The sequence below is a fragment of the Nonomuraea sp. NPDC049269 genome (assembly GCF_043197155.1).
Lineage (GTDB): Bacteria > Actinomycetota > Actinomycetes > Streptosporangiales > Streptosporangiaceae > Nonomuraea.
On sequence record NZ_JBICSO010000002.1, the window covers coordinates 1,016,365 to 1,030,973 of the forward strand.

Here is a 14,609-nt window from a genome sequence, read left to right on the forward strand (position 1 = left end):
GCTCTATCCCTGCCCTACGTCCGCTGACCCGAGTTCCCGGCCATGGCATAGCGTCTCCGCGTAGGAGAAGACGAAGCCGCGGCCGACCTCGGCCGGCGCGAGGGCGGCCAGGTCGTCCTCCAGGTCGTCGGCGAAGCGCAGGCTCGCCGCGCCCGCCCAGATCTCGCCGAACTCGACGCCGGCGACCACGGAGACCACCAGTTGCGAGAGCGGTTGCTCCGGGGGGACCCAGGCGGGGAAATGCCGGGTGTGCACGAGCGGAACGGTGTGCAACTCGGGCGGGTCGCCGACCGGCCCGTCCAGGGTGACGCTCGCCTCGGCGATGCGGCGGCCGTACTGGGAGGCGATGCCGTGGAAGCGCCCGCCCCCGGCCAGCCGCGGACCGGCGTGGCCCACGGCCTTGGGATGGGTCTGGTGGACGGTGCCGAACTGCTTCGGCATGCCCTGGATCCAGCCGCGGGCCATCGGGACGGCGCCGTCCACCCAGGCGTACGGGCAGCGCGCCATCGGCCGCCCCTCCGCGGTGCAGCCGAGCAGGATCAGGAACTCGTTGAACTGGTTGCGCGCGGGGTCGGCCGACTCCCGGTCCGGCTCCGAACACCAGTGCCAGTGCGCGAAGACGGCGGCGGCCGCACCGGGATCGGCGCCGGGGTCCACCCCCGGCGGGAGGAAGGCGGCGGCGACAGCGGGGTCGACCCGGTACTCGACCATGATCACGTCACCGGAGAAGTGCCACGGGGGCGGGGTGACCATGGCCGAGAGTCCGGAGGGGGACAAGGGGAGGCTGTACCCATGGGGTCCAGTGGCTACGTGCATGAGCGGGTCCGATCCGTCGGGTTCCAGGCCGCGGCCAGCCTGAGCGCGGCGGCGGCCAGCCTGGCCGGTGAGTTGAAGCTGTAGGCGAGCCGGATGCTCGGCTGCGCCGATCGGCCGAACCGGGAGCCGGCCAGGACTCTGACCCCCGCTTCCTGCGCCGCGGCCAGCAGCGCCGGTTCGTCCTGCTGACCGTACGAGCGGAGCCAGAGGAAGAAGCCGCCCGCCGGGCGGTCGAACCTGATCTCCTCGGGCAGGTGGGCGCGGAGCGTGTCGGCGAGGGCGTCGCGACGGGCCCGCAGGCGGGCCCTGAGCCAGCTCAGCTGCCGGTCGTAGGCGCCGCTCGACAGCAGGTGGGTCACCGCGAGCGAGGCCAGGTGGTTCGGCGAGCCACCGCTGTCGAACACGGCGTGCCCCTGGATCCTGGCGGCCGTCTCGGGGTCGGTGGCCAGCCAGCCGAGGCGCAGGCCGGGAGCCACCGACTTGGAGAAGGAGCAGAGCCGGATCACTCCGCGATACCCGGACAGCGCGCCCAGTGAGTCGCGCGTCGCGGCGCGGTCCAGGGCCAGCTCGGCGTACGCGTCGTCCTCGACGAGCGGCACCCCGTGCTCGGCGGCGACCCTGATGAGCTCGCGCCGCCGCTCTCCCGGCACCAGCAGTCCGGTGGGATTGTGGAAGGTGGGACTGAGGTAGACGAACGCGGGACGCCCGTCACGGTCGGCCAGCGCGCGGTCCAGCGCCTCCGGGACCATGCCCGAGGCGTCCATCTCGACGGCGCGCGGGCGCAGACCGCAGTCGGCCAGGATGGCGCGGCCGAGGTCGTACCCGACCTCCTCGACGAGCGCGACGTCGCCCGGCCCGCCCAGGATGGTGGCGATCAGGTAGAGCGCGTGCGACGTGCCGGCCGTCACCACGATGTGATCGGGGGTGCAGAGGTGGTCGGCCCGCTCGGCGAGGATCGTACGCAGCGGGAGCGCCCCGGCGTTGTGGCCGTAGCTGAGCGCGGCCGACCCGAATTCGGCCAGCGCGTCCGCGTAGGCCGCGCGAAGGAGATCGACCGGTAGCAGGGCGGGATCCAGATAACCGGGCCCGAGGTCGAACATCCGCGGCGGGGCCACGTCCTGCACGACATCCGGATACCACCGCCTCCGGTGCGACAGCGGCCCGGCGAGCTCCTCGGGCTCGGCCATCAGGCTTCCGAGAGCACGGCCCGTAGCGCCGCCGCTCCCGCCGCGAGCGCGGACGGCGGCCTGGCCAGCGCGATGCGCAGGATGCCCTCGCCCTCGTCGGGATTGTTCCAGTAGAACTTCTGGCACGGCAGCGCGAACACGTTGTGCTCGCGCAACGCCGACCACACGGCCAGGTTGGACCGCGACCCGATGCCGATCCGCTCCACGCTGGTGCGCGAGAACGGGTCGAGGAACTCGACGCCGGGAACGTTCGCCAGCGTGGTACGCAGCATCGCCCGGTTGCCGGCGATGAACTCGTGCAGCTCGGCCAGCCCGCCCTCGGCGGCGTCCTCGCAGAATCGCCGCACCATGGACATGATCAGCGGGGAGACGCCGAGCAGGATGTCCGAGTACACCTTGGCCAGCGGCAGCCCGACATGGGCCGCCGACACCAGCCAGCCGATCTTGAGCTCCAGCGTGGGCCACAGCTTGCCGGTGTCCTCGATGACCACCCACCGGCATCCGCTGGCTTCGAGCACGGCGTAGTGGTCGTAGTGGGCGTCGGTGTCGAACCCGCGGAAGCACGTGTCCAGGGCCAGCACCACGTCGTGCTCCGCGCACTCGTCGGCCAGGCGGCGCAGCCGCTCTCGGGAGACCACCCGGCCGGTCGGGTTGTTGGGGGTCGTGATGAAGATGGCCCCGACGCCGCGCAGCAGCTCCGGGTCGAGGTCGCCGCCGTGCAGGGCGTCCTCCTCGATGGGTACGAGCTTGAGCCCCACCCCGCGCAGGATGTCGGGGATGTTGTCGAAGGTGGGGTGGACGAGCCCGATCGAGCCGCTCACTCCGGCGAGTGACCTGGCGAAGATCTCCATGGCCACCGACGAGGAGTAGCAGCTCAGTACGCGGCCTTCGGCGATCGGGTAGTGGTGCTGACCGAGCAGCCCGAAGAAGGCGCTCTGCGTGTCCGCCTCGACCTCGCTCACCGGCCGCTTGACGGCGTCGGTCCAGAGGCTCGGCAGCTCTTCGATGATTCTGGCCTGGTTGGGGGTGAGTTCCTGCCGGGCATGGCCGTCAGAAAGGTTGAGTGGACTGTTCAGCGCCAGGTATTCAAATTGGGTGAGATTTCCTAGCTCGATGGCGAGTGGATTCCGTATTGCGTTCACAAGCACCTCGCTCAGCCGGGGGACTTAAGCGATCATAATAAATCCACCAAAAGCAGCAAGGGCTAAAAAATGGCCGACCTGCGTACTTAACATATAATTCAAAAATGTCGACACCGGTGCCGGCCGGCGGGATGATGCGCCCATGGTGGCTACTATTAGGGATGGCGCCGTGAGAAACCGGGCAATCAACATCGTGTCGATCAGCGGCTGGGACGTGCGGTGGGCGCCCGTGGACGAGCCGCGCCTGCGGCTGTTCTGCGCCCCGCACGCGGGCGGCGGAGCCGCCGTCTACAGGACGTGGGCCCGGCTGCTCGCCCCGGAGATCGAGGTGGTCGCCATCCGGCTGCCGGGCCGGGAGATCCGCTTCCAGGAGACCCCGTACACCCGCGTGGACCAGCTGGTGCCCGAGCTCGTCCGGGGCATCGCGCCGCTGCTGGACCGGCCGTACGCCTGGTTCGGCCACAGCATGGGGGCGCTCATCGCGTTCGAGGCCTGCCGGTGGATCCGGCACCTGGGGCTCAGCGAGCCCAGCGGGCTCGTGGTGTCCGGGCGATCGGCGCCCGACCTGCCCATGCGGGAGCGTCCGGTGCACGGCGTGCCCACTCCCGAGCTGGCGAAATGGCTGCGCGAGACCGGGGGCACGCCGCAGGAACTGCTGGACGATCCGGACCTGTTCGCGGCCCTGCTGCCCATGTTGCGCGCCGACCTGGCCGTCGCCGAGACCTACCGCTACCGTCCCGAGCCGCCGCTCTCCTGCCCGCTCTCGGTCTTCGGCGGCAGCGACGACCACTATGCCGACGAGGACGAACTCCGGCGGTGGGGCCGGCACACCACCGCCGAATGCCGGGTACGGATTTACCGCGGCGGACATTTCTTCATCCACGATTCGCAGGAACAGATCCTCCCGGTCATAAGCGCGGACCTGTTGCCCTGCCGCGCTATTCCCGGCGCCGGACCAGCCTCCCGGTGATCTGCAGCAGATCGACCCGCCCGGTCGCCGGGTCGCGAAGGAATCTGCCGATATAAGGCATCGCGCCCCGGTCCGCTCCGGCGGTGGTGAAACGCAGGTCCTGGAAGCAGCTCAGCTTCCACCCTGGTTCCGACCCGACGGAGAGGTACAGCTCCCCGCCGGACGCCTCCACGACGCACGTCCAGGACCCGTTGGCGTAGTGACCGGCGCACTCGGCGGGGCCGGGCACCGGCGGCCCGGGGTCGAGCAGTGCCGACAGGCGGTAGTCGCCCACGTCCAGCCCCATCGACCGGAGCTCCCCGACCAGCGCCTCCCACAGACTGACGCCGGTACTCCCGTTGGTCATCAGCGCGACCACGGTCCCGCTGACCGGCTCGGCACGCAGGTGGCACCACGCTCCGTCGCCGGTCCCGTCGTGCCCGAACCACTCCCGCCCGGCACGGCGGTACAGCGACCAGCCGGGACCCCAGCCGTCCGCCAGTCCGAACGAGCCGACGGCCACGTCGTCGAGCCGGTCGCGCCGCATCTCCTCGGTGGTCGCGTCGTCCAGCAGCGCCGGCTCGGGGCACGCGGGCAGGTGCAGCCCGGCGAAGGCGACCAGATCCGCCGCACTGGCGGCCAGCCCGGCGACCGGTTCCTCCAGCGGGGACACGGACTGCTCCCTGATCGGCAGCGCCGGGGCATGCGGCCGGACCGCGTGCCCGTCGGCGACGGGCGGCGTCCCTGAGCGCGGCGGAGGGTCCACGACGAACAGCGGCGCGATGCCCAGCGGGCGCAGCAGGAACGACTCCACGGCCTGCCGCCAGCTCATCCCGGTGATCACCTCGACGAGGTGCGCCGCCAGGAGATAGCCCGCGTTGGAGTACGAGAACGCGAAGCCCGGCGGGTGCGCCATCGCGGCGCGGGAGTCCACCCACCGACGCCGGGTCATGCCCGAGGCCGTCTCGTCGACGGTGGCCACCAGCCCGCCGGTGTGGCTGAGCAACTGCCTCAGGGTCACCTGCCCGGGCCCGAAGCCGAGCTCGGGCAGGTATGTGGCGAGCGGCACGTCGAGCTCGACGTCGCCGTCGGCGACCAGCATCATCGCCAGGGTCGCGGTGAACGGCTTGGTAAGGGATCCCATCGGGAACGCGGACCGGCTGGTGACGGGACGGCCCGTGGCGACGGACTCCTCGCCCGCTTCGGCGGTGATCGTCTGGCCCTGCCACCGTACGGCCAGTTGCGCCCCCGGAATGCGATGCCGCCGCACCAGTCGCGCCAGCAGGACGGACAAGGTCTCGGAATCCACCTGTGGCCTCACCGTTCGATGCCCGGGTCGCTGAACCGAGCGAGTGACCGCAGAGCCGTCCGGAAGTCCTCGGCCACCCGTTCGACGGTGGCCCGGTCATGCAGGCCGGTCGAGTAGTGCCAGTTGAACATGAGCCGGCCCTCCTCCGCCGCGCCGACGATCTCCAGCGGGTGGACCACCTGTTCGTCGGGGTGCTGTTCCTGCCCGATGGTGTCGTGGAAGGCGTGGTACAGGGACCGGCCGTCCGTTCTGGTGATCTCGTCGATCTGGCTGTGGTAGTTGAACAGCGCCTGGGGCGAGACCCGGCCGGCCAGCGCGGAGTCGGCCGGGCCGAGGTGGCGCAGCGCGCCGTACCCCAGGCCGTTGCCGGGAACGGAACGCAGGCACCGGCGGACGGACCTGACCACCGCCGGCCAGTCCTGGTCCGTCAGGCTCGGCACGTCGAGGACGACGGGGTAGGAGCTGGTGAACCAGCCGACCGTGCGGGACAGGTCGATGTCGTCGAAGATCTCCTCCCGCCCGTGGCCCTCCAGCTCGATCACCAGCCGCCTCTCGCCCGACCACCGGCACAGCGTCCAGGCCAGGGCGCTGAGCAGCACGTCGTTGACCCGGGCGCGGAACACCCCGGGAGCCACGTGCAGCAACGCCTCGCTCTCCCGCTCGGTCAAGGTGATCGGCAGGATCCTCCTGGAGGACACGGTGTTCGGGCCGGGTCCGTCAGCGGGCAGCGGGGTGCTCTCCGGCAGCGCGGCCCAGTAGCCGAGCTGCTCGTCGAAGCCGCCGTCCTTGACGTGCCCGGCGAGCCGGTCGGCCCACTGCTGGAACGAGGACGTCTTGGGCCCCAGGTCCACCGGTTCGCCGCTCGCCGCCTGCCGGTAGGCGGTGTCCAGGTCGTCGTTGAGTATCCGCCAGGACACCGCGTCGATCACCAGATGATGCACGGTGAGGTACATCCACGCCCGTCGGCCCGCGCCGAGGTCGAACAGCAGCGCGCGCAGCAGCGGACCCTCGGCCAGATCGAGCGTCGAGTCGGCTTCGACCGCCAGCTCGTCCATGGCCCGCGCGCGCCTCGACTCGGCCACGGCCGACAGGTCATGCCGGTGCAGCAGCTCGGCCTGTTCCGCCGGGGCGTTGTACTGCGACCACCGGTCCCCATCGCGTACGTAGCGCAGCCGCAGCGCGTCGTGGTGCGCCAGCACGGCCGACAAGGCGGTGCGCAGCGCGTCCTCGTCGACGTCCGCGGCCAGCTCGACGAGCATGGACTGGGTGAGGTGGTGCGGGGCCACCGTGTGCGTGTCGAAGAACTCCCGCTGGATCGGTGTCAGCGGGACCGCGCCCACCACCGCCGTCTGAGTCGCCGCGATCTGCTCCGCCTGACCGGCCACCGTGGCGAGCTCCGCGATGGTCTGGTGCCGGAACAGGTCGCTGGAGGAGACGGGCAGACCCGCTCGCCTGCTCCTGAAGACCACCTGGATGCTCAGGATCGAGTCCCCGCCCAGCTCGAAGAAGTTGTCCTCTACGCCGACCCGCGGGACACCGAGTATCTCGGACCAGATACCGGCCATGGCCTCCTCGACCGGCGTGCGCGGGGCGACGTACGGGCGGTCGGCCAGTCCCTGCTCGGGGGCGGGCAGCGCCCGGCGGTCGACCTTGCCGTGCGGGGTCAGCGGGAGCTGCTCCAGCACGACGAACGCGGCCGGCACCATGTACTCCGGGATCTTGCCCGCCACGAACCTGCCGAGCTCCTTCGGCTCGACGGTGGCGCCCGCCTTCGCCACGACGTAGGCGACCAGGCGTCTGTGCCCCGGCTGGTCCTCCCGCACGATGACGGCGATCTGGGCGACCCCGGCGTGCCGGGCGATGACCTTCTCGATCTCGCCGAGCTCGATCCGGAAGCCCCGGACCTTCACCTGGTCGTCGGTCCGGCCGACGAACTCGAGATTCCCGTCCGCCCGCCACCGCATCAGGTCGCCGGTGCGGTACATCCGGGAGCCCGGCGGCCCGAACGGATCGGCCACGAACCGCTCCACGGTCATCGCCGGCCGGGCCCAGAACCCGCGGGTGACGCCGTCGCCGCCGATGTACGCCTCGCCCGCCACTCCCGTCGGCACCACGTTCAGGTCGTCGTCCAGCAGGTAGATCGTGGCGTGGGCGACCGGCCTGCCGATGGGCACCACGGTGTCCCCCGGCCCGATCGAACGGACCGGGAAGCAGCCGGCGGTCACCGAGCACTCGGTGGGACCGTACGCGTTGACGATCTCCAGGTCGGGCAGCCGGTCCAGCACCCGCGCGCAGTGCGCCGGCGAGAGCGCCTCCCCGCCGATGACGACCTTCCGCAGCCCGGACAGGATCCCGGGATCGGTGTCCGCGATGGCATGGAAGAACCCGGCCGAGAACGACATCGCGGCGACCTGGTTGGCCTTCAGGAACTCGTCCAGCTCGTCGACGGCGTGGAAGCCGCCGGGCCGCACCGCCAGGCAGGCTCCGGTGAGCAGCGCGTTCCAGAGCTCGTTCTGCGAGGCGTCGAAGGAGATCGAATGGTGCTGGGCGATGATCTCGGCGCCGGCGAAGGTGTGCGGGCCGGCGGCGAGCACCAGCCGTACCAGGCCCCGGTGGGTGAGCATGGCGCCCTTGGGCACGCCGGTGGAGCCGGAGGTGTAGACGAGCACCGCGAGGTTGTCAGGCTCCAGGCGGACCGCCGGTGCCGTTCGGGGATGCCGGGCGATGGCGGCCTGACGTTCGTCCAGGTAGATCACGTTCGCCCGGGTGGCCGGCAGCCGGTCGGCCAGCCGGGTCGCGGTGAGCAGGACCGGGACCGCCGTGTCGTCGAGCATGTACGCCAGCCGCTCCGGCGGGTAGCCCGGGTCGAGTGGCACGTAGGCGCCGCCCGCCTTCAACACGCCCAGCACCGCCGTCACCATGTCCAGGCCGCCTTCGAGGCAGATCCCGACCGGGACCTCCGGCCCCACCCCGCACTCGGCCAGTTCGCGGGCGAGCTGGTTGGCGCGGGCGTCCAGCTCCGCGTAGGTCAGCCGGGCCTCCCCGCACACGACGGCCGGCGCGTCCGGTACCCGCCGGGCCTGTTCGGCGAAGATCTCGGGCAGGCAGCGGGCGGGATAGCCGGTGGCGGTGTCGTTGCGCTCCACGACGAGTCCGCGCAGCTCCGCGTCGCCGGCGACCGGCAGCGCCCGCAGGGGACGGTCCGGCGCGGTGACCATGGCGTCCAGCAGCCCGAGCAGGTGATCCGAGAACCGCCGGGCCGTGTCCTCGTCGAACAGCCGGGGGTCGTAGCCGAGGCGCATGCGCAGCGTGTCGGTGATGAAGGCGACACAGGTGAGCGGGTAGTTCGAGGTCTCCACGCTGGTCATCTCGCGGACCTGGAGGCCGTTTTTGGCCGCCGCCTCGTCGTCGTAGGGGAAGTTCTCGAACACGACGACGCTGTCGAACAGGTTGCTGCCGTGCGGTATCTCGCTCCACTGGCGTACCTGGGCCAGCGAGACGTACTCGTACTGCCGGGCGTCCACCTGCTGTTCCTGGATCCGCCGCAGCCACGACAGCGTGTCGAGATCGCGGTCCACACGTACCCGGGCCGGCAGCGTGTTGATGAACAGGCCGATCATCTCGTCCGCGCCGGGGAGCTCCGCCGGCCGGCCGGACACGGTGGTCCCGAAGGACACGTCCCGCTCGCCGCTGTAGCGGGACAGCGACATCGCCCAGGCCCCCTGGATCACGGTGTTCACCGTCAGACGGGCGTTCCTGGCGAACCGCTCCAGCCGCCGGGTGTGCTCCTGCGACAGTGCCAGATCCAGCCAGGCCGAGTCGCGGGACTGGTGGGCCCGCACCGGAGCACGGTCGAACGGGAGCGGGGTGGGCGCGGTGAAGCCGGCCATCGTCCGCCGCCAGTGGTCGGCCGCGGCGTTCTTGTCCTGGTCGGCCAGCCACCGCACGTACTCCCGATAGGGGCGGCGGACCTTCGGCGCGCTCACCTGTTCGCCGGTGAGCGCGGCGTGCTCTTCGAACACCTCCGACAGCACGTCGGCGAAGCTCCAGCCGTCCAGCAGGATGTGGTGCGACGACCAGAGGATCTGGACGCCGGTCTCCGACAGCCGGGCCATGTGCAGTCGCATCAGCGGCGGCCTGGTCAGGTCGAGCTCCTGTCGCGTGGCCTCCTCCCACAGCCGCTTCTTCCGCTCTTCCTGCGCGGCTGCGGACAGTCCGCGCCAGTCGTGCTGGGTCACCGGCAACCGGACGTCTCGGTACACCACCTGTAACGGCTCGCCGGCCTCCTCCCCGGCCACGGCGGTACGCAGGATCGGCGTCCGGTCGACCACCCGCTGGAAGGCTTCGGCGAGGATCTCCGGATCGGTGACCCCGTCCAGCACCAGACCGAAGTGCGTGAAATAGATGTCGGTGTCGTGCGCGCCGAGCGAGTGGAACAGCAGCCCGCTCTGCATCGGCGTCAACGGGTAGACGTCCTCCACCGACCGCCCGTCACCGGCGATCCGGTCCACACCGTCCTGGTCCAGCCCCGCCAGCGGGAAGTCCGACGGCGTGCAGCCCCCCGCGCCCGGCCGCGCGCAGTGCTCGACGATCTGCTCCAGAGCGGCCACGAACTCCGCGGCCAGCCGGGCGATGGTCGCCTCGTGGTGGATGCCGACCGCGTACTCCCAGCCGAACTCGAGCTCGCCCTGCCGCACCATGCCGGTGACCTCGATGAGGTTCTGCCGGGCCAGGTCCGGGCTCCGGTCCGCGACCGGGCTGGGCAGCCAGCCGCGGACCAGGCCGCCGCCGTCGTCGGTGTCCACGTCGAAGCGGCCGTGGTAGTTGAACCCGACCTGGCAGGGGCGGCCCCGCCCGAGCGCGCCGCCATTGCCCAGGTAGCGCAGCGCGCCGTAGCCGAGCCCGGCCGTCGGTATCTCGCGTAACTGCTCCTTCACCGCTTTGATGACCGCTCCCCAGTCCGGCGCCGACGGTACGGTCAGCGCGACCGGGAACAGGGTGGTGAACCAGCCGACCGTGCGCGAGAGGTCGACGTCGTCGAACAGGTCCTCCCGGCCGTGACCCTCCATCTCCACCGGAATCGTGTCGCCACCGGTCCACGCGGACAGCACCGTGGCGAGCGCGCCGAGCAGCACGTCGTTGACCTGGGTCCGGTAGACACCGGGCACGTCCCGCAGCAGGGCCCGGGTCGTTTCGGCGCTCAGCCGCACCGATACGGTGCGCGTGGCTCCGACCGTGTTTTCCCCTGAGACGGTGTTCTCCCCGGAGCCGTCCACCGGCAGGACCGCCGCGTTCTCGACCGCCCGCTCGACCTCCGACCAGTACGCGAGCTCCCGCTCGAACCTGCCCGCGGCCACCGCCTCGCCCAGGCGGCCGGACCAGTCCCGGTACGAGCTCGTCTTCGGCTCCAGCCGCACGTCCTCGCCACGGGCGGCCTGCTGGTAGGCGGTGTCCAGATCGGACAGCAGCACCCGCCAGGACACGCCGTCGACCACGAGGTGATGCGCGGTGACGAACAGCCGGGGACTCCGGCCCCGGCCGAGGGTGAAGAACACGGCTCTGACCAGCGGCCCGGTGTCCAGCCGCAACCCGCGCTGCGCCTCCATGACGGCGTCGCGCATCGCGCGGTCCTGGCCGGGCTCGTCGAGTTCCGACAGGTCGGCCGTCCGGAAGACCTCGCCGTCCTCGATGCTCGCGTAGTGCTGCCGCCATCCGTCCGCCGTGCGCTCGGCCCGCAGCCGGAGCGCGTCGTGGTGGGCGAGCGAGCCGGCGAACGCCGTGCGCAACGCCGCGACGTCGGGGTCGTCGGACAGTTCCAGGAACATCGACTGGTTGAAGTGCTCGGCTCCGTCCGGGTACTCCTCGAAGAACCAGTGCTGCACCGGCGTCAGTCGCACGTCCCCGACGGCCGGGCCCGCCGCCGCCCTCGGTACGTCCTCGACGGTCACCACCGTGGCCAGGTCGGCGACGGTCTGGTGGAGGAAGATCTGTTTCGCGGTCAGTCGCAGGCCCGCCCGCCGCGCCCGGGACACCACCTGCAGGCCGAGGATCGAGTCCCCGCCGAGGCCGAAGAAGTTGTCCTCGATGCCGACGCCGCCCTGATCGACGCCGAGCACCTCGGCCCAGACGGCCGTCAGCACGGTCTCGACGTGGGTCCGGGGAGGTACGTACCGATCCGCCGCCCGCTCCACGCGGTCCGGGGCGGGCAGGGCGCGCCGGTCCAGCGTTCCACTGGAGGTCAACGGCAGCGCGTCCAGTATCACCAGGGCGGACGGCACCGCCGGGTCCGGCACGATGTCGGCCAGGAAGGCCCGCAGCTCACCCAGATCCGGCGCCCGGTCCCCGGCCGGGACCACATAGCCGACCAGGCGGTCGCGGCCCGTCTCGTCCCGCCGGACGGCGGCCGCCGCGGCGGCGATCCCGGTGTGCCGCAGGATCGCGGTCTCCACCTCGCCGAGCTCCACCCGGAATCCGCGGACCTTGACCTGGTCGTCGGCCCGGCCGACGAGCTCCAGGTTGCCGTCGGCGCGCCAGCGGCCGAGGTCCCCCGTCCGGTACAGCCTGGCTTCGGGATCGGTGGTGAACGGGTCGCGCAGGAATCGCCGCTCGGTGAGGTCGGGACGGTTCCAGTAGCCCTGTGCCACGCCGTCGCCGCCGATGTAGAGCTCGCCGAAGACGCCGACCGGGACCGGGCTCATGCGCGCGTCCAGTACGTACACCCGCGTGTTGATCAGCGGCCGGCCGACGGGGACCATCGCCGCCGGCCCGATCGGGTCGGCGCGCAGCTCGAACACCGTGGAGTCCACGGTGGTCTCCGTCGCGCCGTAGGCGTTGGTGACGACGGTGTCCGGGCCGACCTGCTCCAGCAGCTTCGCGCAGTCGTCGGCCAGCCACGGCTCGGAGCCCACGGCGAGCACCCGCAGCGAGTCCAGGCTGCCGCCGACCCAGGTGAGCTCCTGCGACACCGCCTTCGCCAGCGACGGCGTGGTGACCAGGATCTCCGGGGCCTCCTGTCCCAGCATCGCGGCCAGTGCCGGCGGGTCGGCCACCACGTCCGCGGGGCACACCACCAGTTCGCCGCCGAACAGCGTGGACAGCAGGAAGTCGCCGAAGAACACGTCGACCCCGAGGCTGGAGACCGAAAGGCAACGCCCGCGCAGCCGGGTCAGGCCGTAGCGGGCGTCCCAGGCGCGCATGATGTGCCGCACGTTGTGGTGGTTGACCATCACACCCTTCGGCGTTCCGGTCGATCCCGAGGTGTAGACGACATAGGCCAGGTCGTCGGGGGTCACCGTGGTGGCGGGCGGCACCGCCGGCAGCCGGTCCAGCGCCGGCCGGTCCCGGTCCATGTCCACGATGGTCGCCTGGTGCGCGGCGACGCGGTCGCGCAGCCGGGCTTCGGTGATCACGACGGAGGCGGCGCCGTCGTCCAGCATCGTGGTCAACCGCTGGGCCGGGTGGTCCGGGTCCAGCGGCAGGAAGGCGCCGCCGGCCTTCAGGACGCCCAGCAACGCGACGACCGCGTCCACGCCGCGTTCGAGGCAGACGCCCACCAGCACTCCGGGGCCCACTCCCAGGCCGGTCAGGTGCTGGGCCAGCTGGTCGGCGCGGGCGGCCAGGCCGGCGAACGTCAGCCGCTCGTCGCCGCAGCTCACCGCGATCGCGTCCGGGCTGCGCCGGGCCTGCTCGTCGAACAGCTCGTGCACGCAGCGGGCCGGACCGCGTCGGACCGTGAGGCCCTGCCAGGCGGTGGTCAGCTCGTGGAGCTCGGCTTCGGTGAGCATGGCCAGCGCGTGCAGAGGGCTGTCGGGAGCCTCGGTGATGCTGGTCAGCAGCATGAGCAGATGCCGGCTCATGCGCTCGATCGTGGCCCGGTCGTACAGGTCGGTGCTGTATTCGAGATAGCAGGTCAGAGACCGGGCGTCCTCGTAGAAGTCGAAGGTGAGATCCAGCTTGGCCACGTTCATCGGCGGCTGGATCTCCGACACCTCCAGCCCGTGGAAGGCGGGCGCGCCGTCCGCCGTGTTCTGCAGGTTGACCATGACCTGGACCAGCGGCGGGCGGCTCGGGTCCCGCTCCGGCCGGAGGATCTCGACCAGCCGCTGGAAGGGCACCTCCTCGTTGGCGAACGCGTCCAGCAAGGTGGAGCGGACCTGCGACAGGAAGGCCGTGAACGGCAGCGACCCGTCCACCTGGGAACGCAGCACCACCGTGTTGATGAAGAAGCCGATCAGGTTCTCCAGGTCCGGCCGGCCGCGGCCGGAGGTCACGGTGCCCAGAGCGATGTCCTGCTCGCCCGAGTAGCGGCTGAGCAGGAGCTTCGTCGCTGCCGCCAGCGGCATGAACAGCGTCGCGCCGTTGTCGCGGCTCAGCTCCCGCAGGCGCGACACCAGCGGCTCCGGCACCTCGAACACGTGCACCGCGCCGGCCGAGGTACGCACCGGAGGCCGTGGCCGGTCCGTGGGCAGTTCGAGGGCGGTCATCCGGTCCAGCCGCCCCCGCCAGTAGGCGAGCTGGTCATCGAGCGCGGGGCCGGCCGCCCGGTTCCGCTGCCATGCCGCATAGTCGGCGTACTGGACGGGCAGCGGGGGCAGTACGGCTTCGGTCCCGCTCAGCTCGGCCGTGTACGCCGTGGACAGCTCGCCGGCCAGCCGGCCCATCGACCAGCCGTCGCTGACGATGTGGTGCATGCTCAGCACCAGGACGTGGTCCCGCGCGCCCATCCGCAGCAGGGACGGCCGGAACAACGGGCCGCGCCGCAGGTCGTACGGCGTGTTCATCTCGTCGAGCAGGCACTGCTCCACCGCGCCGTCGGACGCCCGCCCGGACAGGTCGACCAGCGGGAGGGGCAGGTCGACGTGGTCGTGCACCACCTGGACACCGCTGCCGTCCACCGCGTCGAACGTGGTCCGCAGTGACTCGTGCCGCCGCACCACGTGGTTCAGGGCGGCGGTCAGCGCCCGGATGTCCAGGTCACCGCGGAGCCGCAGCGCCCGCAGCGCGTTGTATTCGGCGCTGCCCGGCTCCAGCTCGGCATGGAACCACAGGCGTTGCTGGGCGAACGACATGGGCAGGACGCCGTCTCGCGGCACCTGGGCGATCTCCCGGTCTTCGGGGTGCGGCTGCTCGCCGGCGAGCCGGCGCCGGACGAGCTCTCGGAGATGGGCGGGAACGGCGGCCAGCTTGTCTTCGAAGGACGTGGACAT

Annotated in this window: 6 protein-coding genes; 1 reads left to right on the forward strand and 5 read right to left on the reverse strand. The window is 71.5% G+C overall.

Translation table 11 applies throughout. The features are described 5' to 3' along the window. Positions 1–3 precede the first annotated feature (3 nt). Genes mppR through mppP form a run of 3 tightly spaced genes read right to left on the reverse strand, consistent with a single transcriptional unit; the run spans position 4 to position 3,145 of the window. Positions 4–816 carry an enduracididine biosynthesis enzyme MppR gene (gene mppR, locus ACGFNP_RS14715; RefSeq protein ID WP_358334348.1) on the reverse strand — a complete coding sequence of 271 codons (813 nt, stop codon included), beginning with the start codon at positions 814–816 and terminating at the stop codon, positions 4–6. Beyond that, complete coding sequence (locus ACGFNP_RS14720; protein ID WP_393318579.1) at positions 807–2,003, reverse strand: aminotransferase class I/II-fold pyridoxal phosphate-dependent enzyme; 1,197 nt, start codon at positions 2,001–2,003, stop codon at positions 807–809. The genes mppR and ACGFNP_RS14720 overlap by 10 nt, the downstream gene beginning before the upstream one ends. After that, positions 2,003–3,145 carry an enduracididine biosynthesis enzyme MppP gene (mppP, locus tag ACGFNP_RS14725; RefSeq protein ID WP_393318582.1) on the reverse strand — a complete coding sequence of 381 codons (1,143 nt, stop codon included), beginning with the start codon at positions 3,143–3,145 and terminating at the stop codon, positions 2,003–2,005. Before mppP ends, ACGFNP_RS14720 begins: the two co-directional genes overlap by 1 nt. A 169-nt stretch (positions 3,146–3,314) precedes the next feature. Between mppP and ACGFNP_RS14730 the strand changes: the two genes are divergently transcribed. Next, positions 3,315–4,115: an alpha/beta fold hydrolase gene (locus tag ACGFNP_RS14730; protein WP_358334358.1), complete on the forward strand. Its 801-nt coding sequence runs from the start codon at positions 3,315–3,317 to the stop codon at positions 4,113–4,115. Here ACGFNP_RS14730 and ACGFNP_RS14735 read toward each other — a convergent pair. Further along, positions 4,084–5,403 carry a serine hydrolase domain-containing protein gene (locus ACGFNP_RS14735; RefSeq protein WP_393318587.1) on the reverse strand — a complete coding sequence of 440 codons (1,320 nt, stop codon included), beginning with the start codon at positions 5,401–5,403 and terminating at the stop codon, positions 4,084–4,086. The genes ACGFNP_RS14730 and ACGFNP_RS14735 overlap by 32 nt on opposite strands. Before the next feature lie 8 nt (positions 5,404–5,411). Next, on the reverse strand, positions 5,412–14,609 hold the full coding sequence (locus ACGFNP_RS14740) for an amino acid adenylation domain-containing protein (RefSeq protein WP_393318590.1): 9,198 nt from the start codon (positions 14,607–14,609) through the stop codon (positions 5,412–5,414).

Excerpts from the sequence above, each read along its gene's own strand:
- ACGFNP_RS14740 (WP_393318590.1), bottom strand. The coding sequence starts at position 14,609 with ATGTCCACGTCCTTCGAAGACAAGCTGGCCGCCGTTCCCGCCCATCTC.
- ACGFNP_RS14720 (WP_393318579.1), bottom strand. The coding sequence starts at position 2,003 with ATGGCCGAGCCCGAGGAGCTCGCCGGGCCGCTGTCGCACCGGAGGCGG.
- mppR (WP_358334348.1), bottom strand. The coding sequence starts at position 816 with ATGCACGTAGCCACTGGACCCCATGGGTACAGCCTCCCCTTGTCCCCC.